General features: G+C 71.4%; 27 protein-coding genes and 1 tRNA gene. 14 read left to right on the forward strand and 14 right to left on the reverse strand.

What is annotated here, in order from left to right; genetic code table 11:
- Positions 1–34: 34 nt before the first annotated feature.
- Genes QM626_RS09555 through QM626_RS09565 form a run of 3 tightly spaced genes read left to right on the forward strand, consistent with a single transcriptional unit; the run spans position 35 to position 2,682 of the window.
- Positions 35–1,093 (forward strand): LLM class flavin-dependent oxidoreductase, encoded by a 1,059-nt coding sequence (locus QM626_RS09555; RefSeq protein WP_415076386.1) that lies wholly within the window; start codon positions 35–37, stop codon positions 1,091–1,093.
- Between the two features lie 4 nt (positions 1,094–1,097).
- On the forward strand, positions 1,098–1,865 hold the full coding sequence (locus QM626_RS09560; RefSeq protein WP_415076388.1) for an SGNH/GDSL hydrolase family protein: 768 nt from the start codon (positions 1,098–1,100) through the stop codon (positions 1,863–1,865).
- 43 nt (positions 1,866–1,908) lie between these two features.
- Positions 1,909–2,682: a dienelactone hydrolase family protein gene (locus QM626_RS09565; RefSeq protein WP_415076390.1), complete on the forward strand. Its 774-nt coding sequence runs from the start codon at positions 1,909–1,911 to the stop codon at positions 2,680–2,682.
- Here QM626_RS09565 and QM626_RS09570 read toward each other — a convergent pair.
- Positions 2,670–3,092, reverse strand: a complete 423-nt coding sequence (locus tag QM626_RS09570; RefSeq protein ID WP_415076392.1) for a putative immunity protein — start codon at positions 3,090–3,092, stop codon at positions 2,670–2,672. The two genes, QM626_RS09565 and QM626_RS09570, sit on opposite strands and share 13 nt — an antisense overlap.
- Before the next feature lie 64 nt (positions 3,093–3,156).
- Between QM626_RS09570 and QM626_RS09575 the strand changes: the two genes are divergently transcribed.
- The 5 genes from QM626_RS09575 (at position 3,157) to QM626_RS09595 (ending at position 5,713) form a co-directional block, all read left to right on the forward strand.
- Entirely contained in the window at positions 3,157–3,489 is a 333-nt protein-coding gene (locus tag QM626_RS09575; RefSeq protein ID WP_415076394.1) for an ArsR/SmtB family transcription factor, read from the forward strand.
- Positions 3,486–4,166, forward strand: a complete 681-nt coding sequence (locus QM626_RS09580; RefSeq protein WP_415076396.1) for a cation diffusion facilitator family transporter — start codon at positions 3,486–3,488, stop codon at positions 4,164–4,166. The genes QM626_RS09575 and QM626_RS09580 overlap by 4 nt, the downstream gene beginning before the upstream one ends.
- Positions 4,167–4,200: 34 nt before the next feature.
- Positions 4,201–4,392 carry a hypothetical protein gene (locus tag QM626_RS09585; RefSeq protein WP_415076398.1) on the forward strand — a complete coding sequence of 64 codons (192 nt, stop codon included), beginning with the start codon at positions 4,201–4,203 and terminating at the stop codon, positions 4,390–4,392.
- A 98-nt stretch (positions 4,393–4,490) separates the two neighbouring features.
- Positions 4,491–5,063: a Dps family protein gene (locus QM626_RS09590; RefSeq protein ID WP_415076400.1), complete on the forward strand. Its 573-nt coding sequence runs from the start codon at positions 4,491–4,493 to the stop codon at positions 5,061–5,063.
- 95 nt (positions 5,064–5,158) lie between these two features.
- Positions 5,159–5,713: an HdeD family acid-resistance protein gene (locus tag QM626_RS09595; protein ID WP_415076402.1), complete on the forward strand. Its 555-nt coding sequence runs from the start codon at positions 5,159–5,161 to the stop codon at positions 5,711–5,713.
- 14 nt (positions 5,714–5,727) lie between these two features.
- On the opposite strand, the gene QM626_RS09600 is transcribed toward QM626_RS09595, so the two are convergent.
- On the reverse strand, positions 5,728–6,492 hold the full coding sequence (locus tag QM626_RS09600; protein ID WP_415076404.1) for an SDR family oxidoreductase: 765 nt from the start codon (positions 6,490–6,492) through the stop codon (positions 5,728–5,730).
- Between the two features lie 118 nt (positions 6,493–6,610).
- Here QM626_RS09600 and QM626_RS09605 point away from each other — a divergent pair, with 118 nt between their 5' ends.
- The 4 genes from QM626_RS09605 to QM626_RS09620 all read left to right on the forward strand — a co-directional run bounded on the left by QM626_RS09605 (position 6,611) and on the right by QM626_RS09620 (position 9,282).
- Complete coding sequence (locus tag QM626_RS09605; RefSeq protein WP_415076406.1) at positions 6,611–7,102, forward strand: NfeD family protein; 492 nt, start codon at positions 6,611–6,613, stop codon at positions 7,100–7,102.
- A complete protein-coding gene (locus QM626_RS09610; protein WP_415076408.1) occupies positions 7,095–8,024 on the forward strand; it encodes an SPFH domain-containing protein in 930 nt (309 codons plus the stop codon). The genes QM626_RS09605 and QM626_RS09610 overlap by 8 nt, the downstream gene beginning before the upstream one ends.
- Positions 8,021–8,806, forward strand: a complete 786-nt coding sequence (locus QM626_RS09615) for a glycerophosphodiester phosphodiesterase family protein (protein ID WP_415076410.1) — start codon at positions 8,021–8,023, stop codon at positions 8,804–8,806. The genes QM626_RS09610 and QM626_RS09615 overlap by 4 nt, the downstream gene beginning before the upstream one ends.
- A gap of 98 nt (positions 8,807–8,904) precedes the next feature.
- Positions 8,905–9,282, forward strand: a complete 378-nt coding sequence (locus tag QM626_RS09620; protein WP_415076412.1) for an RNA polymerase-binding protein RbpA — start codon at positions 8,905–8,907, stop codon at positions 9,280–9,282.
- 3 nt (positions 9,283–9,285) lie between these two features.
- Here QM626_RS09620 and lnt read toward each other — a convergent pair whose 3' ends face one another.
- The 9 genes from lnt to QM626_RS09665 all read right to left on the reverse strand — a co-directional run bounded on the left by lnt (position 9,286) and on the right by QM626_RS09665 (position 19,030).
- Entirely contained in the window at positions 9,286–10,872 is a 1,587-nt protein-coding gene (gene lnt / locus QM626_RS09625; protein WP_415076414.1) for an apolipoprotein N-acyltransferase, read from the reverse strand.
- A gap of 22 nt (positions 10,873–10,894) precedes the next feature.
- Complete coding sequence (locus tag QM626_RS09630) at positions 10,895–13,285, reverse strand: DEAD/DEAH box helicase (protein WP_415076416.1); 2,391 nt, start codon at positions 13,283–13,285, stop codon at positions 10,895–10,897.
- Entirely contained in the window at positions 13,282–14,028 is a 747-nt protein-coding gene (gene tatC, locus QM626_RS09635; protein WP_415076446.1) for a twin-arginine translocase subunit TatC, read from the reverse strand. The genes QM626_RS09630 and tatC overlap by 4 nt, the downstream gene beginning before the upstream one ends.
- A 66-nt stretch (positions 14,029–14,094) precedes the next feature.
- Positions 14,095–14,361 (reverse strand): twin-arginine translocase TatA/TatE family subunit, encoded by a 267-nt coding sequence (tatA, locus tag QM626_RS09640; RefSeq protein ID WP_415076420.1) that lies wholly within the window; start codon positions 14,359–14,361, stop codon positions 14,095–14,097.
- Positions 14,362–14,429: 68 nt separating this feature from the next.
- Complete coding sequence (locus QM626_RS09645; protein WP_415076422.1) at positions 14,430–15,398, reverse strand: helix-turn-helix transcriptional regulator; 969 nt, start codon at positions 15,396–15,398, stop codon at positions 14,430–14,432.
- Positions 15,398–16,324, reverse strand: a complete 927-nt coding sequence (locus QM626_RS09650; RefSeq protein WP_415076448.1) for a helix-turn-helix transcriptional regulator — start codon at positions 16,322–16,324, stop codon at positions 15,398–15,400. The genes QM626_RS09645 and QM626_RS09650 overlap by 1 nt, the downstream gene beginning before the upstream one ends.
- An 88-nt stretch (positions 16,325–16,412) precedes the next feature.
- Positions 16,413–17,330, reverse strand: coding sequence for an FKBP-type peptidyl-prolyl cis-trans isomerase (locus QM626_RS09655; protein WP_415076424.1), 918 nt, complete (start codon positions 17,328–17,330; stop codon positions 16,413–16,415).
- Positions 17,331–17,339: 9 nt separating this feature from the next.
- The gene (locus QM626_RS09660) at positions 17,340–18,350 is read right to left on the reverse strand and encodes a tRNA (adenine-N1)-methyltransferase (RefSeq protein ID WP_415076426.1); all 1,011 of its coding nucleotides are present in this window, start codon (positions 18,348–18,350) and stop codon (positions 17,340–17,342) included.
- On the reverse strand, positions 18,347–19,030 hold the full coding sequence (locus QM626_RS09665; protein WP_415076428.1) for an HAD family hydrolase: 684 nt from the start codon (positions 19,028–19,030) through the stop codon (positions 18,347–18,349). The genes QM626_RS09660 and QM626_RS09665 overlap by 4 nt, the downstream gene beginning before the upstream one ends.
- Before the next feature lie 79 nt (positions 19,031–19,109).
- Here QM626_RS09665 and QM626_RS09670 point away from each other — a divergent pair, with 79 nt between their 5' ends.
- Positions 19,110–19,973 (forward strand): PAC2 family protein, encoded by an 864-nt coding sequence (locus tag QM626_RS09670; protein ID WP_415076430.1) that lies wholly within the window; start codon positions 19,110–19,112, stop codon positions 19,971–19,973.
- Between the two features lie 3 nt (positions 19,974–19,976).
- Here QM626_RS09670 and QM626_RS09675 read toward each other — a convergent pair whose 3' ends face one another.
- Both QM626_RS09675 and QM626_RS09680 read right to left on the reverse strand, forming a co-directional pair.
- Positions 19,977–20,831, reverse strand: a complete 855-nt coding sequence (locus tag QM626_RS09675; protein ID WP_415076432.1) for an undecaprenyl-diphosphate phosphatase — start codon at positions 20,829–20,831, stop codon at positions 19,977–19,979.
- A gap of 28 nt (positions 20,832–20,859) precedes the next feature.
- Entirely contained in the window at positions 20,860–22,167 is a 1,308-nt protein-coding gene (locus tag QM626_RS09680) for a M20/M25/M40 family metallo-hydrolase (protein WP_415076434.1), read from the reverse strand.
- Between the two features lie 115 nt (positions 22,168–22,282).
- Here QM626_RS09680 and QM626_RS09685 point away from each other — a divergent pair.
- A tRNA-Leu gene (locus QM626_RS09685) sits at positions 22,283–22,367 on the forward strand.
- Positions 22,368–22,459: 92 nt separating this feature from the next.
- On the opposite strand, the gene QM626_RS09690 is transcribed toward QM626_RS09685, so the two are convergent.
- Complete coding sequence (locus QM626_RS09690) at positions 22,460–22,600, reverse strand: hypothetical protein (protein WP_415076436.1); 141 nt, start codon at positions 22,598–22,600, stop codon at positions 22,460–22,462.
- Positions 22,601–22,625 lie beyond the last annotated feature (25 nt).

The following is a 22,625-nucleotide window of genomic DNA, read 5'->3' on the forward strand; positions in this document are numbered from 1 at the left end:
TCCCGGTTCCATCCATATGAATGAAAGGTGGATCATGGCTCGCACGCTCGAATTCGGGCTGGACACGTTCGGCGACGTCACGACGAATCCGGACGGCACGCTGAAGACCGACGCGGAGACGATCCGCGACATCGTCACCCAGGCCGAGCTCGCTGACGCCGTCGGCATCGACGCGTTCGGGCTGGGGGAGCACCACCGGCACGAGTTCGCCGTCTCGAGCCCCGAGATCGTGCTGGCCGCCATCGCGGCCCGCACTCGTCGCATCCGGGTCGGCACGGCGGTGACCGTGCTGTCCTCGGACGACCCCGTGCGCGTGTACGAGCGGTTCGCGACCCTGGACGCCGTCTCCGCGGGCCGGGCCGAGGTCACGCTCGGCCCGGGGTCGTTCACGGAGTCGTTCCCGCTGTTCGGATACGACCTGAAGGACTACGAGGCGCTCTTCGAGGAGAAGCTCGATCTGTTCGGCGAGCTGCTGCGCGAGGAGCCCGTCAGCTGGGAGGGACGCACCCGTGCCGCGCTGACCGACGCCGACGTGTTCCCGAAGACCGAGGGCGGCATCCGCACCTGGGTGGGCGTCGGCGGCTCACCGGATTCGGTCGTGCGCACCGCCCGCCACGGGTTCGGTCTCATGCTCGCGATCATCGGCGGCTCGCCGGCGCAGTTCCGGCCCTTCGTCGACCTGTTCCATCGCGCCGCGCCCGCGCACGGCTTCGACCGCCTGCCGGTGGGCGTGCACTCGCCCGGGCACGTCGCCGACACCGACGAGCAGGCGTGGAACGAGCTGTACCCGCCGCTGGCCGCCAACCGGGACGCCATCGGCGCCGAGCGCGGCTGGCCGCCATACAGCCGGCTGCAGTTCCAGCGTGACGTCGGGCCGTCCGGCGCGATCTACGCCGGATCGCCGGAGACCGTCGCGCGCAAGATCGCCGACACGGTGCACCGCCTCGACCTCGACCGTTTCGATCTGAAGTTCGCGCACGGCACGCTGGCGCACGGCGAGCTGATGCGCTCGATCGAGCTGTACGGCACTCGCGTCGTGCCGCGGGTGCGCGAGCTCCTGGCCGAGGAGGCGGCGGGCGCGGGCGTAGGCTGAGCCGGTGACATCCGTCCGCTACGTCGCGATCGGCGACTCGTTCACCGAGGGCGTGGGCGACGAACAGCCGGACGGGTCGGTCCGCGGCTGGGCGGACATCGTCGCCCAGGGGTGGGCGGATGCCGCCGGCGAGGCGATCTCGTACGCGAACCTCGCGATCCGCGGCAAGCTCGTCTGGCCCATCGTGGAGCAGCAGCTCGAGCCGGCGCTCGCGCTGAAGCCGACGCACCTCTCGTTCAACGGCGGCGGCAACGACATGCTGCGCCCGCGCACGACGATCGCGCACGTCGCCGACGCGTTCAGCCGGGTGCTGCGACGCTGCGACGAGGAGGGTGTGACGCTGATCCTGCTCTCCGGCGCGAACCCCTCGGCCGGGCTTCCGATGCGGCGTCTCATCCAGCGTCGCGGCGACGAGCTCTCGGATGCCGTGGTCGGCCGTATCCGAGACCGGGCCGATGTCGTACGCGCCCTGAACTGGCCGGACCGGGAGCTGGCGGGGTCGGCCTACTGGTCGCCGGACCGCCTGCACATGAACGCGCGCGGCCATCATCGTGTCGCGGCCCGAGTGCTCACCGAGCTCGGCCTGGAGCCGCCGGGGGAGTGGTGGTCGCTTCCGGACCGTCTTCCGGCCTCCCATCTCGGCGGACCGGCGTACTACCGGGCGCACGTGGCGCCCTGGGTGAAGCGCCGTCTGACGGGCCGTTCCTCGGGTGACGGACGCACCGCCAAGTACCCGGACTGGGTGGAGCTGCAGCCGGCGGTGACGCGATGACCGCGCGGCCGACCCTTCCCACCCGTGACGCCAAGGAGCCCGCATGACCGATCTCTCGCCCATCCACGTCGAGCTCGTCGAGCGTGTGCCCCTGCCCGAGGGCGCGCGCGTCGAGGCGCGTGACGTCGACTACGCCCACGACGGGGTCGCGCTGCGCGGTCACGAGGCGCGGCGAACGGACGCGGGGGCGAAGCGGCCCGCCGTCCTGGTCGTGCATGACTGGTACGGCCTGCGCGACTATGCGAAGGCGCGAGCGCAGATGCTGGCCCGGCTCGGATACCACGCCTTCGCCGTGGACGTGTATGGCGCCGGCGTCAGCTATGACGACCCGGAGCAGGCGAAGGCCGCCGCGGGGCGGTTCTACGCCGACCCGGCACTGCTGACGGGCCGCATCCGCGCCGCCTACGACGTCGTCGCGGCGGACCCCGAGGTGGACGCCGCACGCATCTCGATCATCGGCTACTGCTTCGGCGGCTCGGCGTCCCTCGAGTTCGCCCGCACCGGCGCGCCCCTGGTCGTCACCGCGTCCTTCCACGGCGGACTCAACACGCACGACCCGGCGGACGTCGACCGCATCCAGGGATCGATCCTCATCGCCACGGGCGCGAGCGACCCGGTCGTCCCGGACAGCGCCATCGCTTCGTTCCAGGACGAGCTGCGCACCAACCCCGGCCTCGACTGGCAGGTGCAGGTCTACTCGGGTGCCCCGCACGCGTTCACGCTCCCCGGCATCCCGGCGTACCGTGAGGGTGCCGACCGGCGGAGCTGGGCCGCGCTCGTGGAGCTGCTCGCCGAGCGCAACGCTCAGTCGTCGTAGACCAGTGTCCGGAGGTGCCGTGGCAGCGACGCCCGCTGCCACGTGAGCTCGGCGTGCTGGACGCCGGCGTCGGGGAGCGCCTTGACCGTGTACCAGGAGATCTCGCTGGCATGCTCGGGCGCGAGCGCGGTCGCGACGGCGTGCGCGCATGCGCGCGCCGCTGCGGTCGGCGCACCGCCGCCGGCGTCCCGCGCGGCGGAATGGCACTCGAACGTCGCGGCGCGCAACGCGCCCTGGGTGGCATCGCCTCGGATGTAGGCGAGCGCGGTGTCCAGCGACCGCTGCAGCCGGGTGTCGCCGGGTCGTTGTGCAGCGAACACGGGAAGCAGCCGGTGAGCGCAGCCGATCGCCCACAGCAGGAGCTCCCGTTCCTCGTCGCCGGCCGGTGCGCGGGCCGGGAGCTCTGACATGCGTACATCGTGTCATGTCCGATCGACGGGAAATTAGTACAGGTTTTGCTGTATCGTTCCCTGCATGCCGACGGCGACGCGACCGCACACCGCTGCGCTGTCGCGCCTCGGCCACGCCCTCTCCGACTCGACCCGGGCGGGCGTGCTCCTGGCGTTGCGGAACGGACCGGCCTATCCCTCGGATCTGGCCGTCGACCTGGGGGTGTCGCGCCAGCTGATGTCGAACCAGCTGGCCTGCCTGCGCGGATGCGGGCTCGTGGAAGCCGTTCCCGAGGGGCGGCGCTCGTCCTACCGGCTCGCCGACCCGCATCTCGCTCCCGCCCTCGGCGAGCTCTTGCAGGTCGTCCTGGCGGTTGAGCCCGACTGCTGCGCGGGGGAGGGGTGCCACTGCGCATGACCACCGCTTCCCTCGCGCGCCATCGTCGTCACATCCTGCAGCGACGGATCCGCTGGATCGTCGCCGCGACCATCGGCTACAACCTCATCGAGGCCGTCGTCGCCCTCAGCGCCGGCGCTCTCGCATCCTCGGGCGCGCTGATCGCGTTCGGCCTGGACTCGACCATCGAAGTCCTGTCGGCGGCCGCCGTGGCGTGGCAGTTCACCCGCCCCGATCCGGAGCGCTGGGAGAGGGGGACGCTGCGTGTCATCGCGGTGGCGTTCTTCGCCCTGGCGGCCTACGTGATCGCCACGTCGCTGCTCACGCTCATCGGTCGTGTCGAGGCGGAGCACAGCGCCGTCGGCATCGTCCTCACCGCGTCGAGCGTCATCGTCATGCCGTTCCTCTCGCTGGCGGAACGCCGAGCCGGCCGCGAGCTCGGCTCGGCGACGGCCGTCGCCGATTCCCGCCAGACCCTGATCTGCACCTATCTCTCAGCGGCCGTGCTGATCGGCCTCGTGCTCAATGCGACGCTCGGCTGGTGGTGGGCCGACGCGATCGCCGGCCTGGTCATCGCCGGATTCGCCGTCCGCGAGGGCATCGACGCGTGGCGCGGTGACGCATGCGCGACCTCGGTCGGCATGATCCTCGAGGACGGGCTTCTCCGCGAACCGGGCGAGCGGGATGTCACTCGTTGAAATGACATAATGTGCATTATCGGCTATTAGGTGCGTGGCTGAGCACCGCTCCTGCTCCGGGACGCTGACCGGCATGGTCGCGCGGCGCAGTGCCGCCCACATCGTCGCCGGTGTGCGGCGCAGCGACGGTGTCGTCGCCGCCGGGATCGCGCTGCTCGTCGTGACCGGTGTCATCGGCGGCGGGATCACCCTCTTCAGCGCCGGCTTCGCGCTGACGCCGTGGTGAGGCGCGCGTAGCATCTCGGCTGCGCACCGGCAATCCCGGCGCCCGTCCCGGAGTCGATTCCTATGCTCGGAACGACCCCGACGGAAGGAACGACTCCCATGCCCACGCAGACCGCCAAGACCTCGTCCGCTGCCGCGACCCGCAACCGCCGGCGCCCGGCGAAGGGCGGCGAAGGCGCCGAGCTCACGAAGGAGCAGAACGCGGAACACGGATTCACGGCCTCCCAGGAGCTGAGCGAGAACCTGCAGCGCGTGCTCGTCGACCTCATCGAGCTGTCCCTGCAGGGCAAGCAGGCGCACTGGAACGTCGTCGGCACCAACTTCCGCGACACCCACCTGCAGCTCGACGAGATCATCGACGCCGCTCGGGAGTTCTCCGACACCGTCGCCGAGCGCATGCGTTCACTGCACGCGCTGCCCGACGGCCGCAGTGACCTCGTCGCCGAGACGACCACGCTGCCGGAGTTCCCGCAGGGCGAGATCGCCACGACCGAGGTCATCGACCTGATGACCGAGCGCCTGGACGCCGTCTCGGCGACCTGCCGTGAGGTGCACGACGAGGTCGACGACGAGGATCCGACCAGCGCCGACATCCTGCACGCCGTCCTGGAGCGCATCGAGCAGCTGTCGTGGATGGTCAGCGCCGAGAACCGGAAGCCGCGACGCAGCTGACCGCGACCGTCGTCGCGCGTCATATCCGGAGGACCCGCTCCCCCGGCGCTACGCTGTGACGTGCCATTCCCAGGCATCTCACAGAAAGGGCAGTCATGTCCGAGTCTCTCACCGGCGACAAGCTCGCCGTCAACGCCATCCGCACCGCCTTCGGCATCGGGGGTGCCATCGCCCTGATCGTGGGCATCCTCATCCTGGTCTGGCCGTTGAAGACGGCCGCGGTCGGAACGGCGATCATCGCGATCTACGCGATCGCATCGGGTCTGGTCTACGCCGGCCTCGGCGTCTTCTCCAAGACCCTCGGCGGATGGTCGCGCGTGGGCCACATCCTGCTCGGGCTGCTGTTCGTGGTCGCCGGTATCATCGCGCTGTCGAATCTCGGCGACACGACGGTGTTCCTCGCGATCTTCGTCGCCGTGTTCGTGGGCATCACCTGGATCGTGGAGGGCGTCGTCGCATTGACCACGCTCTCCGGTGCGGCCTCCAAGGGCCTCACGGTCTTCTTCGCGGTCGTCAGCCTCGTCGCCGGCATCATCCTGCTGTTCTCGCCGCTGATCGCGGCCGCGTTCCTGTGGCTGTTCGTCGGCGTCTCGCTCGTCGTGCTCGGCCTGATCCAGATCGTGCGCGCCTTCACTTTCCGAGGCATCTGACCTCGGCGACGGGGTCACGCCGCGGAGAACGAGCTGATATCGCCCACGAGGCGGGTGTTGTCGGCGGGCACCGGGTCGAGGACGGCCTGGGCCACCTCCGCGGCGAACTCCCCCACGTTGTACAGCCGCCCGGCCGACTCGCGGCGCTGCGCGATCGCTCCCGGGCTCGCGCGTTCCAGGAGCGTCGCGGTGATGGTCCCCTCGATCATGTCACCGGACACGACGACGAACTCGACGCCCCGCGCGCTCAGGCCCGGGATGCGCTCGCGCAGCGCGTCCTCCCCCGCCCGCTTGGACAGCGCGACCGGCTCGTACTCCGGCATTGTCGGGGTGGTGCGGATGAAGTGCGCCTGGTGGCTCGTGACGAACACGACGCGGCTGCCCTCGCGCAGCAGCGGCAGCGCCGTCTCCAGCACCTGCACCTGCGCGTCCCGGTTCAACTGCAGGGCGTAGTCCTCGGCCATGCCGCCCTCCATGCCGCCGGACGCGTTGAGCACGAGGACGTCGAGGCCGCCGAAGGCGACCGCCACCGACTCGAACATGGCGTTCACGGACGCCGCGTCGGTCAGATCCGCGCCGACGACGAGCACCTCGACGCCGAGGTCGCGCAGCTCGTTCGCGAGCTTCTCGGCCCGCGGCGCCTTGTTCCGGTAGTTGATGACGACATTCGCGCCGGCCTGGGCGAGGTAGCGGGCGGTGTCGGCGCCGATGCCGCGGGAGGAGCCGGTGACGAGGGCGGTCTTCCCGCGCAACGAGTCCACCGGAAGAGGCTGGGACATGGTGCTCCTGCGTGTCAGAGGGCGAGGCGGCCTTCTCCACTCTATCGACTCGCGGGATCCGCGCCGTCCGGGGCCCTCGCCTGTTAGGGTGCGAACAAGCGCACGGGAAGGACGCGCGATGCTCCCCGACCTCATCCAGTACCTATGGATCGCCTGGCTCGTGCTGGCGCTCGTCTGCGTCATCGTCGAGCTGCTGACGCTGGAGTTCACGTTCCTCATGCTCGCCGTCGGCGCGCTCCTGGGCGGTCTCGGGCTGAGTCTGCTCCACGCCCCCTGGTGGCTGCAGGTGGTCGCCGCGGCCGTGATCTCGACACTCCTGCTGTTCACGATCCGACCGCTGCTGCTGCGGCTGATCCGCCGCGGGCGGGAACCCGTGCGCACGAACGTCGACGCGCTCCGCGGCATGGGCGCGCGGGTCGTCGGCCCCTTCGTCGACGGCGCGGGAGCGGTCAGGCTCGACAACGGCGAGACGTGGACGGCGGCGCCCGCCGTGCGTGAGGCGGTACGCGGACTGAGCGTCGGCGCCCGTGTCGTGGTCGTGGAGGTGGCCGGTGCCACCGTGAGGGTCGCACCGCTCGACCCGGAGGAGAGGAGTCCGGAAGGTGATTGACATCGATGCATTCGTAGGCCAGATCTTCGTGATCCTGCTGCTGGTGGTTCTCGCGATCTTCGTGATCGTGGTGATCTTCCGGTCCATCCGCATCATCCCGCAGGCCTACGCGGGGATCGTGGAGCGTCTCGGTCGCTATCAGCGCACCCTCCAGCCCGGCCTCGCCCTGCTCGTGCCCTTCGTCGACCGGGTCAGGCCGCTCGTGGACATGCGTGAACAGGTGGTCTCCTTCCCGCCGCAGCCGGTGATCACCGAGGACAACCTCGTGGTGTCCATCGACACCGTCGTGTACTTCCAGGTGACCGACGCGCGCGACGCGACGTACGAGATCGCGAACTATCTCGGCGCGGTGGAGCAGCTGACCACGACGACCCTCCGCAACGTCGTGGGCGGGCTCAACCTCGAAGAGGCGCTCACCAGCCGGGACGAGATCAACGGGCAGCTGCGGGTGGTCCTGGACGAGGCGACCGGCAAGTGGGGCATCCGCGTCTCCCGGGTCGAGCTGAAGGCGATCGACCCGCCCGCCTCCATCCAGGACTCGATGGAGAAGCAGATGCGGGCCGAACGTGATCGTCGAGCCGCGATCCTGACCGCCGAGGGCTCCAAGCAGTCGCAGATCCTCGAGGCGGAAGGGCGGCGACAGGCGGAGATCCTGCGCGCCGAGGGCGACAAGCAGGCGCAGATCCTGCGCGCAGAGGGCGAGTCGCAGGCCATCCAGGCGGTGTTCGCGGCGATCCACGCGGGCAACCCGGACGACAAGCTGCTCGCCTACCAATACCTGCAGACGCTGCCGAAGATCAGCGAGAGCCCCTCCAGCAAGCTGTGGATCGTGCCGAGCGAGCTCACCCGCGCGCTGCAGGGCATCGGCGACGCGTTCGTCACGAAGGCCGGTGACGGGCCGGCAGCCTCCGACGCGTCGTGACCCACCCGTACCTCCAGGGCGCGAGCGTGCCGCGCATCCTGGCCCACCGCGGTCTCACCGGCCCCGACCAGGTCGCCGCCGGCATCGTCGAGAACACCTTCGCCGCCCTCGCCGCGGCGCACGCGGCGGGCGCGGAGTACATCGAGTCCGACTGTCATCTGACACGGGACGGCGAGGTCGTGCTCTTCCACGACACCGACCTCGCCCGCGTCACCGGCGACCCGCGCGGGCTGCGCGAGGTGGTGCTGGCCGAGCTCGAGACGATCATGGCCGACCGAGGCGGCCTCGTCACGCTGGCGCAGGCGCTGGACGCCTTCCCGGACACTCGGTTCAACATCGACGTCAAGGCGGCGGATGCGGCGGTGCCCGCCGGCCGCATCGTGGCGCCCGCCGCCGAACGCGTGCTGCTGACGAGCTTCTCCGACGAGCGCCGCCGGGCCGCCCTCGCCGCGGCCGTCGCAGCCCGCCCCGAGCAGCGGCCCGCGACCTCGCCCGGCAGCGGCACCGTGGTGCGTCTGCTGGCGGCGGTGCGGTTCGGCGCGCGCCGACGCGTCACCCGCCTGCTGGACGGGATCGACGCCGTGCAGGTACCCGAACGGCGCGGCCCGCTGCGCGTCGTCACCCGCCGCCTCGTCGACGCGGTGCACGCCGCCGGAACCGAGGTGCACGTCTGGACGGTCAACGACGTCGAGGACATGCGCCGGCTGGTCGCGCTCGGAGTCGACGGCATCGTCACGGACCGGGCCGACCTGGCGCTGGCCGAGCTGCCCGCCGCTGGCTGAACATCGACTGTGAGTTGTCCACAGTCTGTGCCGCTTCGGATGATCCGCCCAGGTCGCCGCGTTATACCGGAGAGCACACGCGACGAGAGGACCACACAATGGCAGATCGCAGCCTTCGCGGCATCCGACTCGGCGCCCAGAGCCTGCAGAGCGAAGAGGGCGTCATCCTGCATGAGCGCACGCAGCGGACGTACGTCTGCGCCACGTGCGCTCATGAGACCACGCTGACGTTCGCCGCCGACGCCGAGGCGCCCGAGACCTGGGAATGCCGGGCCTGCGGCGCAGAGGCGGTCCTGCGCGTCGGCGACACGACCGTCACCGTCGACCACAGCGACGAGAAGGCCGCCCGCACGCACTGGGACATGCTGCTCGAGCGTCGCTCGATCCCGGAGCTCGAGGAACTGCTCGAGGAGCGCCTGGCGTTCGTCCGCGCCCGCCGCGGCTCCGGCGAGGACGTCACCAAGAAGACCGCCTGAGCATCACCCGACGATCGCGGCGCCGGCTCCCTCGGGGGCCGGCGCCGCGATCGTCCGTCGGCGGCGCACCCAGACGAGCACGCCGCACGCTGCGACCGCGACCAGACTCCCCCATCCGAGCACGACCTGGATCCATGGCCCGATCACGACGGCCGGCGTCAGTCCCGTGCGCAGCGGCACATCGGTGACCATCGCCCCCGCGGTGTCCTCCTCGAGCCCGTCGATCACGGAGCCGTCCGGCGCGATCACCTGGCTTGTGCCGACGGTCGAGAGATTGACGACCGCGCGGCCGGTCTCGATCGCCCGCATGCGCGCGAACGCGAGCTGCTGCAGGTTCTCGTCGGTGCCGCGGAAGTCGGCGTTGTTCGTCTGGAGCAGGTACACCTCGGCGCCGTCCGCGGCGCCGTCCCAGATCACGTCGTCGTAGATCACGTCGAAGCAGATCGCGAGACCGACGGTGGTGCCGGCGACGTCCATGACCGGCGCGGCCGTGCCGGGCGTCTCGTCGAGCTGGAGCAGTCCGATGAGGTCGGGCGCGAGCTGGGCGTAGACGGAGCGGTCCGGGACGTATTCCCCGAACGGGACAAGATGCCTCTTGTCGTATATATCGGTGGCCCCCTCCCCCGCCACCCAGAGCATCGAGCTGTTGAAATACTGTCCGCCCCGTGCCGTCGCGGCGTTCATCAGCAGCGGTGCGTCGACGCTCTCGGAGAGGGCATCGAGCGCGGCGGCCGTGGTCGCGCTGGTGAGGGGGTCGGAGTCGACCCCGCCCTCGGGCCAGAGCAGCACGTCGATGCCCTGACCGACGAGCGCCTCGGACGCCGTCAGCTGGGCCTCGAGCACGGCGTTGCGGCTGCGGGTGTCGAAGTAGCCGGCCGGCCCGTTGCCCTGCACCGCGCCCACGCGCAGGCTGCCGGCGTCCGTCGTCGGGAACTGCGGCACGAGGAACAGCGCGATCAGCACGACCAGCGCAGGAAGCGCGGTCAGCGGCCGCCGGCGCGCGACGCGGACGAACTCGACCGCCGCGGCGGCGACGAAGACGATGAGGAACGTCAGGCCGGAGATCCCCACCCACGACGCGACCGGCGCGAGCGGACTCGACGCCTGCGTCACCCCGATGCGCGCCCAGGGGAAGCCGCCGTACGGCCACGAGCCCAGGAACTGCTCCCGCATGGTCCACAGCGCGGCGACGAGCGCCGGCAGCAGCGTCAGCCGCCACCACGGCGCGGCGAGCAGCCGCGGCAGCCATCGGTACGCGAGCGTGATCGTGACGCCGGCGACGGCGGTGAGCGCCGCCTCCAGGAAGGTCAGCGCGAGCCACGGCACCGGGCCGAGATAGCGTGCCGTGAACGAGACGTTCACGAGGAAGAACGCGGCGCCGAAGACGAAGCCGACCAGCAGCGACGACCAGACCCGGCGGCCGATCAGGGGCACCAGGGTGCCGGGGACGGCGACGAAAACGACCGGCCACCAGGCCAGCGAGGGAAACGCCGTCGTCAGCAGCAGGCCCGCCCCCGCCGACACCACGAGCGCGGCCCACAGCGGCAGCACAGGACGTTCGGGGGCAGCCGTGGTTCGGGTCGCGGGCACGCTTCAGCCTAAACGGCGGCGCTCACACCGAGCTGTACGCCACGATGCCCCGGCGCACCGCATCCAGCGCCGCGCGGGCGGCGGTGCCCACGCTGCCGTCGGCGACGAGGGAGAGCTGGTCGAGCAGGTCGATGGTCTGCTTGCTCCACCGCACGAAGTCCCCGGCGGCCATGTCGGCATCCGCGAGCACCCGGTCCAGCATGCCGCCCCGCGCCCAGGCGTGCATCGCCGACGAGAGCCCCGCGGCGGGCGGCTCGGAGCCGGGCAGCCGATGCTCGCGCTCGAGGTCGTCGAGGCGCTGCCACAGCGCCTCGGTCTCGGCCAGGGCGGTGCGCAGCGGTCCGCGCGGCAGCGCTCGGTCCCCGCCCTCGTCGCGTCGCGGCTCGTACACCAGGGCGCAGACGATCGCCGCCAGCGCAGGCGCGTCCAGGCGCTCCCAGATGCCGGTGCGCAGCGACTCCGCCACCAGCAGGTCGCGTTCGCCGTAGATGCGTCGCATGGTGCGACCGTCGGCCGTGAGCACGGTCCGGCCCTCCGCCTGCGCGACGTAGCCCAGCTCGGCGAGCACCTCCACGACGTTGTCGAAGACACGCGCCACGGTGCCGGTGCGGGTCTCGATCTGCCGTCGCATCCGGTCGACGTCACGCGTGAGCTTCCAGTACCGCTCCGCCCACCGGGCATGCTGCTCCCGTTCGGGACAGGTGTGGCAGGGGTGGCGCTGCATCCGCTTGCGCAGCGACTGGATCTGCCGTTGCCGGCTCTCGCGCGCCGTGCGGGAGGCCGTCGCGTCCTTGCGGTTCTGCTTCTCGAGGTCGCCGAGCTCACGACGGATGCCGGAGTACTCCGCGAAGTCGCCGCGGTCGCACGCCATCGCCTCGGCATAGCCCGCCAGCGACGCCTCGGCGTCCCGCACCTGGCGGGCGAGCCCGACCACCGCCCGGTCGGCCTGGAACTGTGCGAACGAGGACTCGAGGATCTCCCGCGCCCGGGGCCGTCCGAACTGGTCGATGAGGTTCACGGCCATGTTGTACGTCGGCCGGAAGCTCGAGTTCAGCGGGTAGGTGCGCCGCGAGGCGAGGGAGGCGACGGCCTGCGGGTCGAGCTGATCGGACCACTGGATGACCGAGTGGCCCTCCACGTCGATGCCGCGGCGCCCCGCGCGCCCGGTGAGCTGGGTGTACTCCCCCGGCGTGATCGGGACGCGTGCCTCGCCGTTGAACTTCTCGAGCTTCTCGAGCACGACCGTGCGCGCCGGCATGTTGATGCCCAGCGCGAGGGTCTCCGTGGCGAACACCGCCTTCACGAGCTTGCGCTGGAAGAGCTCCTCCACGATCTCCTTGAACGCCGGCAGAAGACCCGCGTGATGGGCGGCGACGCCGCGCTCCAGATCGTCCCGCCACTGCCAGAAGCCGAGCACGCCGAGGTCCTCGTCGGGCAGCGCGCCGGTGCGCTCGGCCACGACCGCGCGGATCTCGGCGCGCTCGGCGGTCGTGGTCAGCCGCACGCCGGCGCGGCGGGTCTGGGCGACGGCGGAGTCGCATCCCACCCGGCTGAAGATGAAGAAGATCGCGGGCAGAAGACCCGCGCGGCCCAGCAGCTCGATCACCTCGGGCCGCTCCACCCGGGTCTCGCGTCGCCGTCCCGCGGCGGGGGCGACCCGGCCGCCTGCTCCCCCGCGGCGTCCACGGCTCTGCATCGCGCGCCGGTTGTTCTCGTAGGTGATCGCCGACCCCGACCTCAGCCGCAGCAGCTCCCGATTGACCTGTGCGACGCCGGTGCCGACGCGGTCGTCGAACAACGGCAGCAGATCGCCCCGCACCAGCACGTGCTGCTCCAGCGGCACCGGGCGGGTCTCCGAGACGATGATGTCGGTGTCGCCGCGGACCGTGTCGAGCCAGTCCCCGAACTCCTCCGCGTTGGACACGGTGGCCGACAGGGACACCATCCGCACCCGCGCGGGCAGGTGGATGATGACCTCCTCCCATACCGCGCCGCGGAACCTGTCGGCGAGATAGTGCACCTCGTCCATCACGACGAAGCCCAGGTCGCGCAGCGCGGGAGAGTCGGCGTAGAGCATGTTGCGCAGCACCTCGGTGGTCATCACCAGGATGCGCGCGGAGCCGTTGATGTTCGTGTCACCGGTGAGAAGGCCCACGGCCTCCTCGCCGTAGACCGTGCTCAGCTCGCGGAACTTCTGGTTCGACAGCGCCTTCATCGGCGTCGTGTAGAACGCCTTCGTCCGCGGCTGCCGCATCGCCAGGTGGATCGCGAACTCCCCGACGACGGTCTTGCCCGCGCCGGTGGGCGCGGCGACCAGCACGCTGCGACCCGCCTCCAGCGAGCGGCATCCGGCCAGCTGGAAGTCGTCGAGCGCGAACCGCTGCGCAGCCGCGAACACCTCGGTCTCGGTCATGCGTCGAGGACGCCCGCCTCACGCTTGCGCCGGTTGCGGTCGAAGAGCAACGAGACGCCGGCGGCCGCGATGTACAGCACGATCAGGATGCCTCCGAGCATGAGCATGGAGATGATGTCGGCGGCGGGGGTGGCGATCGCGGCGAAGAGGACCACGACGAGCACGGCGATGCGCCACGACTTCAGGATCGCCTTGCCCGAGACGATGCCCGCCACGTTGAGCGCGACGAGGAAGACCGGCAGCACGAACGCGACGCCGATGACGATCATCAGCTTGAAGACGAAGTCGTAGTAGTCCTGGGCGTTGTAGAAGTTCGCACCGCCCTCGGGCGTGAACGACCACATCAGCTCGATGACATGGGGCATGATCAGGATGCCGACGTAGCAGCCGGCGAAGAACAGCGGGATTGCGGACCCCACGAACCCGACGGTGTAGCGGACCTCCTTGCGGGTCATCGCAGGCATGATGAACGCCCATACCTGCCAGATCCACACGGGCGCGGAGAGGAAGATGCCGATCGTGAACGCGATCCGCATCCGCATGTCGAACGCCGACGTCACGGTGCCGAAGTTGAGCGCGGAGAAGTCGTCGCCGCGGGTGGCCGCGATCACCCGGATCGGCTCGGTGATGACGGAGATCACCGGATCGGTGATGAAGAACGCGACCACCATCGCGACGACCAGCGCGGCGGCCGCGATCATCAATCGTTTGCGGAGTTCGACCAGATGGGCGGACAGCGACATCCGCCGGTCGTTGCGCGGCTGTTCCGGCTCCTCGACGTGCGGCGTGCCGATCGTCGCCACCGGCGGCTAGCGGGTGGAATCGGTGCCGTCGGTCCGCGAGATCGCAGGATCCGAGGCCGCGGCGGGGGTGGCGGTGTCGGCCGGCGCGGCGGGCGCGGCCTTCGACTGCGCGTCGTCGTCCTTCATCGCCTTCATCTCGCCCTTGAACACCCGGGCGGACTGTCCGAGGCTCTTCGCGAGCGCCGGCAGCTTCGCCGCGCCGAACAGGAGCAGGATCACCGCGAGGATGATCAGCAGATGCGGCCATCCGAACGCGTTTCCAAAGATTCCCATGACAAAGTCCCTACGTCGGCTAGGTCTCCGAGTCTACCCCTGGCGCGTCGTCGGGGACCTCGGCGCGCTCACGCGTCCGGATACTGAGCGAGCCCTGCCTGTGCCCACTCGACGACGGCCCGGCGCGCCGACGGCGGCGCCACGACCTCGACCTCGCCGCCGAAGCGGGCGGCGAGTCGGCGCAGGCTCCGCTCGTCCGCGATGCGCACCTCGGCGGTGCACATCCCCCCCGACGCGCTCACCTCGGCGTGGAGCAGGTAGTCCCCCAGCAGCGGCGCATGGCTCGCGGGGAAACGGATGCGGGCGACGATCTCGGCCCGGTCGGGGTCGAACAGCGCCGTCGCGGGGGCGGCGGTGTGCGTGGCGGAGATGCCGGTGACGGCGACGTCTGCGACCCGATCGAGATGGAAGGTGCGCATCGCCTGCCGCAGATGACACCACCCCTGCAGATACCACTGGCCGTCGGCGATGTGCACGGTCACCGGGTCGACGGTCCGGGTGGTCGCCGCACCCTCCGGGGTCCGGTAGGTGAAGCTGACGGCGACGCCGCGTCGCAGCGCCTCGGTCACGCGTTCGCGGACCTCGTCGACGGGCGCCGGCGCGATGATCACCTCCGCCGGGATGCCGGATGCGCCGCGGGCGAGCGTGGCGAGCAGCCCCGGCAGCGCGGGCGAGTCGCCGATGCCGGGGAACGAGGCCGCCAGATGCAGGCCCGCGAGCAGTGCGGCGGCCTCCCGCGCGGTGAGCCTGGGCGCCTGCTCGAGCCCGACGGTCTGGGTCAGGGCGATCCGGTCGCGCTCGTCGAGCAGGTCCCAGTCGATGTCGAACAGATCGTGCGGCAGCTGCCAGAAGCCGCCGTCGCCGGGCCGGCCGATGACGGTGAGCTTCTCGACCATGCCGCGCATCTGCTCCGGGGTCACGTCGAAGTCCGCCGCGGCCTGCGCGACCGACACCTCACCGCGTTCGATGAGATACGGCACGAGCTGCAGGATCAGGGCGGCGCGTTCGGTCGCCGGCGCGCGGCGATCAGGGCTCATCAGGCACCCCCGTGGCGCTCGAGCGCGCCGCGCAAGCGGGCGACGACGAGCTCGCGCAGCTGCGGCGGCTCGACCACGCGCACCTCCGGGCCGTACGAGGCCAGCTCGTCGGCCAGCACATGCACGTCGACGTACGGGACCAGCAGGCCCTGCGCGGCGGGCGTCGCCCGGCGGCGCAGCCGCAGCTCCGCCTCGGTGCCGGGATCGACCTCGACATGCGCCTGCTGCCGGGCGGCGAGGTCCTCGAGATCGCGCAGCCCGCGATCTCCGGCGCCGGCGCGGGCGGCCGGGTCGAACCCGTCCCGGGTGCTGCGGACCGGGCCCACGATGCGCGAGAGCAGGAACGTGCGTTCCGCGCCCGCATCCAGATCGTTCGCGAGCACATGCCACCGGGCCTCGTACTCGACGAGGGCCAACGGCGCGACACGCCGCCGGCGGGCGGCATCCTGACCCGGCTTGAGATAGGAGAACTCGACGAGGCGAGCCTGCTCGATGGCGCGCTGCAGCGGCGCGAACGCCGGGTCGCGCACGTTGAGCCGCGGCGCGAAGCCGATGATCGGCTCGTCGACGATCCCGCCCAGCGACCGGATCTTCCGCAGTCCGCTGCGGGCATCGGACGACAGCGAGCTCTCCCCCCACACCTCGCCCGCGAGCCCCAGGAGGGCCAGCTCCGCCGGCGTGAACGAGATGTCGGCCGGCAGCGCGTACTCGGCGGACGGCACGCGATACCGGGCCTCGCGCAGGTCGTCGGGGTCTGCGAGCTCGCCGATCGTCTCGATCGGGACGCCGAGGTCGCGCAGGCTCTCCTTGTCGCGCTCGAACATCTTCTCCAGCGCATCCTTCGAGGCGCCGGCCTGCGACTGCTCGCGGTAGCCGGACACCGACGCGAGGATCGTCTCCTTCGTCAACCCGTGCTGGGTCGCCATGAGCGCGACGACCAGGTTGACGAGGCGTTCCTCGGGTGCGGGGTGGGTGGGCACCCGGCCATCCTAGGGGCGGCCGGAGCGTGCCGGCTCAGCCGTCGACGCCCAGGATGTCGATGACGAAGACCTGGGCGCTGGTCGACCCGGTCTCCGAGCTGCCCGCCGGCAGGATCACCATCAGCTGCGATCCGACCGTCTGGCCGACCACCGCCTGCGAGATGGAGTCGGTGGCCGACAGGTCGAGCTGGTACGGGGCATCGCCCCACGACGTGCCGGTGACGGTCTTGGTGTCCCAGGCCACGGTCGTGTAGTTGACGCGGACCGTGTCCGCGGCGGTCGCGACCTCGCCGTCGCCCTTCTTGAGGAGCTGCACCACCGTGTCCGTCGGCGCGGCCGCGTCGGGCACGATGACGCCCGGCTGCCCGCTCGGGGCGTACACGACGACCGGCAGCCCGAACCCGGCGTTGTACTGGTCGGCGCCGTCCGCCGCCGACAGATACACCTTCCGGACGTCGATGACGGCGACGGCGGAGTCGTCCTGACCCAGGCCCAGCGTCGATGCGCTCGAGCCCAGGGCCGTGGCGTCCAGGCCGACGACGATGCGCGAGCCCTCGGCGGCGCACATCAGCGCCTGCTCGAGCCCGGGGATCGCGGATGCCCACTGCGAGACCGTGGTGACGTCGTCGAGCGAGTCGTATCCCTCCTGGGTCAGCACGTCTCCGGTGTCGGCGCTGAGGATCGTGAGCCCGAGCGCGACGTCCTGGTCGTCGCTGACGAGGGTGGTGCCCGATCCGGCGACCACGTCGGCGACCTCGGTGCCGCTCACGTGCAGCGGCGTCGACACCGACACCTCCGGCTGGGTGCCGACGGCGCCGGACACGGACACGAGCGAGCCGATGTCGGAGGAGGAGGCGGCGCGTTCGCAGGTCGGCGCGCCGCCGGCGGAGCAGCCGGCGAGGGCGAGGGTCACGAGCGCGGCGGCGGCCAGGACGGCGGGCAGTTTACGCACCGGCTCAGTCTAGTTCTCGGTGACGGCCGACTCGGACCGCGCGCGGCGGGCGCCGTCCGCCGCGCGCTGGGCGTCGCGTATGCGCTTGCGGAGGTTCTTGTCGGTGATCTCGCGGTCGCCGATCGCTCCCGGCGTCCACAGCTCGACGTCGAGATCGGTGCCGGTCGCCTTGGACGCCCGCCGCTTCCGCTCGGGCGTGACGACCCCGGGCGCGAGCCGGCGTGCGGTGATGAGGAAGCCGGTGTGGGCGACCATGCGATGATCGGGGCGGACGGAGAGACCGTCGACATGCCAGCCGCGGACCATCGTCTCGCTGGACTCGGGCTCCGTGAACAGGCCGGTGCCGCGGATGTACTCGGCGACGCGGCTGAGCTGGGTCGCCGTCGCGACGTAGCAGATCACGACGCCGCCGGGCGTGAGGGCGTCGGCGACGACGTCGATGCACTCCCAGGGGGCGAGCATGTCGAGCACGGCGCGGTCGACGCCGCCGGGCGCGACCGTCTGCGGGAGCGCGTCCACGAGATCGCCGAGCACGATCCGCCAGTTCTCGGGCGTCGTCCCGAAGAACGTCGACACGTTGGCGGCGGCGACGTCGGCGAACTCGGCGCGCCGCTCGAAGGAGAGGAGCCGGCCGGTGCCGCCCACGGCGCGCAGCAGCGAGAGCGACAGCGCGCCCGAGCCGACGCCGGCCTCGATCACGACGGCACCGGGGAAGACGTCGGCCTGCGCGACGATCTGCGCGGCGTCCTTCGGGTAGACGATCGCCGCGCCGCGCGGCATGGACAGGACGAAGTCGCGCAGCAGGGGCCGCAGCGCGAGATACTCGTGACCGGCGCTGCCCACCACCACCGAGCCGTCCGGAGCCCCCACGATCAGCTCATGGCGCAGCACGCCGTGGTGGGTGTGCAGCTCCCCGCCCTCCCGCAGGGTCACGGTGTGCAGTCGTCCCTTCGGATCGGTCAGCTGCACGCGATCGCCGAGACGGAACGGGCCGCGCGGGGCATCGGCGGGTGTGGTCATCGCGTGGTCTCCTGCGGGCGGTGGGCGGCGGACAGCGCCGCGAGGTCGGTGGCGGTGCGGCCCTCCAGCGTGGGCCAGAGGGCGTGCGCCCCCGTGCCGGTGAGCGAGACCATGAGCGGGACGCCCAGCGTGACGGACCCCGCTGCGACCGCGGCGCGGATGCCGTTCGGCGAGTCCTCGATCGCGACCGTGTCGGCGGGGTCGACCCCGAGGGCCGCGCACGCCTGCAGGTACGGGTCGGGGTAGGGCTTGGGGCGGGTGACATCGTCACCGGCGACGACGAGGTCGAACGCCGGGAAGTCGATCAGGTCGGTGACGGTCTCCGCCATCCGGCGCATCGACATCGTCACCAGGGCCGTCGGCACGCCGGCCGCCTTGAGGTCGGCGAGCAGCTCGCGGGCACCCGGCCGGAAGGGCACACCGCCCTCGCGCAACGCGCTGAGCACGCAGCCGGTGAGGTGATCCACGATCTCGCGCACCGGCATCCGCACCCCGGCCTCCTGCAGGATGCGGGCGGCGTCGTCCAGCCCCAGACCGACGACGGCCAGCGCCTGCTCATGCGACCAGGTGCCGCCGAAGCTCTCGACGAGAGGCGTCTCCGCCGCCATCCAGTACGGCTCGGTGTCCACCAGGGTCCCGTCCATGTCCCACAGCACGGCGGCGGGCAGGCGCGGACTCATCCGTCCATGCTATCCAGCGGCGCCCGGTGGGCACCGACGGCCTATCCTTGGGGGGAACCGGTCGCAAGGGAGGACATGCGTGGACGGACTCGGTCGTCGGATTCTCGTCGCCGCCTTCGACGGATGGAACGACGCCGGGGAGGCCGCGTCGGCGGCGCTGTCCCTGCTGCGCGAGGAGGGTGCCTACGAGCCCGTCTACTCCGTCGACCCGGAGTCGTACTTCGACTACCAGTACACCCGCCCGCAGGTCTCCATCGACCCGGAGGGCAACCGGCGCCTGACCTGGCCGGAGACGACGATCCTGCGCCCGGTCGCGCCGGGACGCGCACCCCAGCTGTGGCTCATGACCGGTGTCGAGCCGGCGCGGGCATGGCAGGCCTACGCCGCGGAGCTGATCGACGTCGCGCTGCGGGAGGACATCACCGGCTTCGTCGGCCTCGGCTCGATGATGTCCGACGTGCCGCACACCCGCCCGATCTCGGTCTTCGCCGGCAGCGACAACGAGCGGCTGCGCAACGAGCTGGAGCTGGAGCGCTCCGGCTACGAGGGCCCCGTCGGCATCCTGAGCGTGCTCACGCAGACGGCCGAGGACGCCGGCATCCCCAGCGCGACGCTGTGGGCGAGCGTGCCGCACTACGTCGCCGGGCACACGCCCTCCCCCAAGGCCACGCTCGCGCTGCTCGACCGGCTCGAGGACCTCACCGGCGCACGCGTGCCGCGCGCCGATCTGGCCACCGAGTCGGCGGCCTGGGAGGCCTCGATCGACGCGGCCGCGGCCGACGACGACGAGATGAGCGAGTACATCCGGGGACTGGAGCGCACGCGCGACACGTGGGACTCGCCCGAGGCCTCCGGCGACGCGATCGCCCGCGAGTTCGAGCAGTATCTGCGCCGGCGCGGCGACGGACCGGGCAAGCCCGGGCGCGACGAGCCACGGCGCTGAGCGCTACGCGCTGATCGCGCCGGTGGCCAGCAGCACGAGCACGAGCGAGCCCAGCGCGACCCGGTAGATCACGAACGGCAGGAAGCTGTGCTTCGAGATCCATGCCATGAAGTACTTGATCACCACGAGTGCGACGAGGAACGCCACGATCGTCGCGGCGGCGGTCTCCCCCAGGTTGAAGATCTCCGGCGTGCACCCGTCCGCCGCCGAGGCGCACGGGTGGGCGACCGACTTGTACAGCTCGTAGAACCCGCTGCCCAGCACCGCCGGGATCGCCAGCAGGAACGCGTACTCGGCGGCGGCGGCACGCTGGAAGCCCATGAACAGCCCGGCGGTGATGGTTCCGCCGGAACGGGAGACCCCCGGCAGCAGGGCGAAGGCCTGCGCGACGCCGAACACCGCGCCCTGCCCCACGTTCAGCTCGGAGAGCCGGCGGCGCTGGGCGCCGACGGCGTCCGCGATGCCGAGCACGACGCCGAAGAAGATCAGCATCCCCGCGACGAGCCACAGCGAGCGGAAGACCGTCTCGATCTGATCCTGGAACAGCAGCCCGAGGACGACGATCGGGATCGAGCCCACGATGATGAGCCAGCCCATCCGCGCGTCCGGGTCGCCCCGCGGGATGCGGCCGAACAGCGCCCGGAACCAGTGCGAGATGATCCGGACGATGTCGCGCCAGAAGAAGATCACGACCGCCGCCTCGGTGCCGATCTGCGTGATGGCGGTGAACGCGGCGCCCGGGTCCTCGGCGCCGGGCAGGAACGCGCCGACGATGCGCAGGTGCGCGCTCGAGGACACGGGGAGGAATTCGGTCAGGCCCTGTACCAGGCCGAGGAAGATCGCCTCGAGGAAGTGCATGCGCGCCTTTCGGAGTCGGGAGGTGCGGTCAGTAGGTGCGCAGCAGGTCGGTCAGGACCCGCTGGCCGAACAGGAGGGAGTCGAGCGGCACGCGCTCGTCGACACCGTGGAACATGCCGGTGAAGTCGAGCCCGGCCGGCAGTCGCAGCGGCGCGAATCCGTAGCCGGTGATGCCCAGGCGCGACAGCGCCTTGTTGTCGGTGCCGCCGCCCATGAGATACGGGATGACGGGCACGCCGGGGTCGTGCCGGCCGAGGGCGGCGACCATCGCGTCGACGAGGGCGCCCTCGAACGGCGTCTCCAGTCCGATGTCCCGGACGACCGTCTGGATCTCGACGTCCGGTCCCACGATGGCGCGGATGTCGGCGAGGGCGTCCTCCTCGGTGCCCGGGAGGACGCGGACGTCGATGAGCGCCTCGGCGCGGTCCGGGATGACGTTGTGCTTGTAGCCGGCGGTGAGCCCCGTCGGGTTCGTCGTGGTGCGCAGGGTGGCCTTCAGGAAGGCGGCCGCCGGGCCCACCTGCGCGGCGACGGCGTCCGGATCGGCCGGATCGACGCCGGACAGCGCCGAGACGCCGTCGAGGAACTGGCGGGTGGTGTCGGTCAGCCGGATCGGCCATTCCGTGCGTCCCAGCGCGGCGACCGCCTCCGCGAGACGGGTGACCGCGTTGCCGGGATGGTACCGGCTGCCGTGCCCGGCCGCGCCCCGCGCGACGAGCCGGATCCAGATGAGCGCCTTCTCCCCCACCTGCAGCAGGTACGCGCGGCGGTCGCCCACGTCGACCGAGAAGCCGCCGACCTCGCTGATCGCCTCGGCCGCCCCCTCGAACCACTCCGGCCGGTCGCGTACGACGAGCGTGGAGCCCTCCACACCGCCGTTCTCCTCGTCGGCGAAGAACGTGACGATCAGGTCGCGGCCCGGCTGCTCGCCGGCGCGCAGGATGTCGGCCACCGAGGTGAGGATCATGGCGTCCATGTCCTTCATGTCCACGGCGCCGCGGCCCCACAGCATCCCGTCGCGGATGACGCCGGCGAACGGGTCGACCTGCCAGTGGTCCGCGACCGCCGGGACGACATCGAGATGGCCGTGCACGACGAGCGCCGGCTTGGCGCGGTCGCGGCCCGGGATCCGGACGTGCACGTTCGTGCGCCGTGCGATCGGCTCGTAGAAGTCCGGGCTCAGACCGAGCGCCTCGAGGTACGCGCCGACGTACTCGGCCGCCTCGCGTTCCCCGTTCGCCCGTCCTCCGCCGTAGTTCGTCGTGTCGATCCGGATGAGGTCGCGGGCGACGCGGACGACCTCGGGGAGTTCGTCCGAGGCCGGGGGCGAGGTCATGCGTCCCAGGCTAACGGGTGCGCGGGCGCGCGCTCGCCTGCGGTCGCGGCGGCGGTCGGCCGCGGATGCCGGACGTGCTAGGCTCGATCCTCGGTTGCACGACCACAACACCCATGCGCGGGTGGCGGAATAGGTAGACGCGCTAGCTTGAGGTGCTAGTGCCCGTATAGGGCGTGGGGGTTCAAGTCCCCCCTCGCGCACAGAGCGTCCCGAGCCGCGACATCGTTCACGAACGTGTCGCGGCTCGGGACTTTTCTCGTGGGGTCTCCGAGCCGGGTCGGCTGCGGCTCTATCACCGTGCGCGGCTCTCGAATGCGAGCAGCTGCGCCCAGGTCGCTCCCGCGGCCGGGCTGACGAACTGCGGGAGCGCGGCGGTGAGGATCGCCTGGATGCCGAGGGAGATCAGATAGAGGATGCCGCCGATCTTGATCACCCAGTAGGCGATCTCCGATGCCGTG

The organism is Microbacterium sp. (genome assembly GCF_047606385.1).
GTDB lineage: Bacteria > Actinomycetota > Actinomycetes > Actinomycetales > Microbacteriaceae > Microbacterium.

Bases quoted from the DNA above. Each gene is read 5' to 3' on its own strand.
- QM626_RS09555 (WP_415076386.1), top strand. From the start codon at position 35: ATGGCTCGCACGCTCGAATTCGGGCTGGACACGTTCGGCGACGTCACG.
- QM626_RS09565 (WP_415076390.1), top strand. From the start codon at position 1,909: ATGACCGATCTCTCGCCCATCCACGTCGAGCTCGTCGAGCGTGTGCCC.
- QM626_RS09570 (WP_415076392.1), bottom strand. From the start codon at position 3,092: ATGTCAGAGCTCCCGGCCCGCGCACCGGCCGGCGACGAGGAACGGGAG.
- QM626_RS09575 (WP_415076394.1), top strand. From the start codon at position 3,157: ATGCCGACGGCGACGCGACCGCACACCGCTGCGCTGTCGCGCCTCGGC.
- QM626_RS09580 (WP_415076396.1), top strand. From the start codon at position 3,486: ATGACCACCGCTTCCCTCGCGCGCCATCGTCGTCACATCCTGCAGCGA.
- QM626_RS09590 (WP_415076400.1), top strand. From the start codon at position 4,491: ATGCCCACGCAGACCGCCAAGACCTCGTCCGCTGCCGCGACCCGCAAC.
- QM626_RS09595 (WP_415076402.1), top strand. From the start codon at position 5,159: ATGTCCGAGTCTCTCACCGGCGACAAGCTCGCCGTCAACGCCATCCGC.
- QM626_RS09600 (WP_415076404.1), bottom strand. From the start codon at position 6,492: ATGTCCCAGCCTCTTCCGGTGGACTCGTTGCGCGGGAAGACCGCCCTC.
- QM626_RS09605 (WP_415076406.1), top strand. From the start codon at position 6,611: ATGCTCCCCGACCTCATCCAGTACCTATGGATCGCCTGGCTCGTGCTG.
- QM626_RS09620 (WP_415076412.1), top strand. From the start codon at position 8,905: ATGGCAGATCGCAGCCTTCGCGGCATCCGACTCGGCGCCCAGAGCCTG.
- QM626_RS09630 (WP_415076416.1), bottom strand. From the start codon at position 13,285: ATGACCGAGACCGAGGTGTTCGCGGCTGCGCAGCGGTTCGCGCTCGAC.
- tatC (WP_415076446.1), bottom strand. From the start codon at position 14,028: ATGTCGCTGTCCGCCCATCTGGTCGAACTCCGCAAACGATTGATGATC.
- tatA (WP_415076420.1), bottom strand. From the start codon at position 14,361: ATGGGAATCTTTGGAAACGCGTTCGGATGGCCGCATCTGCTGATCATC.
- QM626_RS09645 (WP_415076422.1), bottom strand. From the start codon at position 15,398: ATGAGCCCTGATCGCCGCGCGCCGGCGACCGAACGCGCCGCCCTGATC.
- QM626_RS09650 (WP_415076448.1), bottom strand. From the start codon at position 16,324: ATGGCGACCCAGCACGGGTTGACGAAGGAGACGATCCTCGCGTCGGTG.
- QM626_RS09660 (WP_415076426.1), bottom strand. From the start codon at position 18,350: ATGACCACACCCGCCGATGCCCCGCGCGGCCCGTTCCGTCTCGGCGAT.
- QM626_RS09665 (WP_415076428.1), bottom strand. From the start codon at position 19,030: ATGAGTCCGCGCCTGCCCGCCGCCGTGCTGTGGGACATGGACGGGACC.
- QM626_RS09675 (WP_415076432.1), bottom strand. From the start codon at position 20,831: ATGCACTTCCTCGAGGCGATCTTCCTCGGCCTGGTACAGGGCCTGACC.
- QM626_RS09680 (WP_415076434.1), bottom strand. From the start codon at position 22,167: ATGACCTCGCCCCCGGCCTCGGACGAACTCCCCGAGGTCGTCCGCGTC.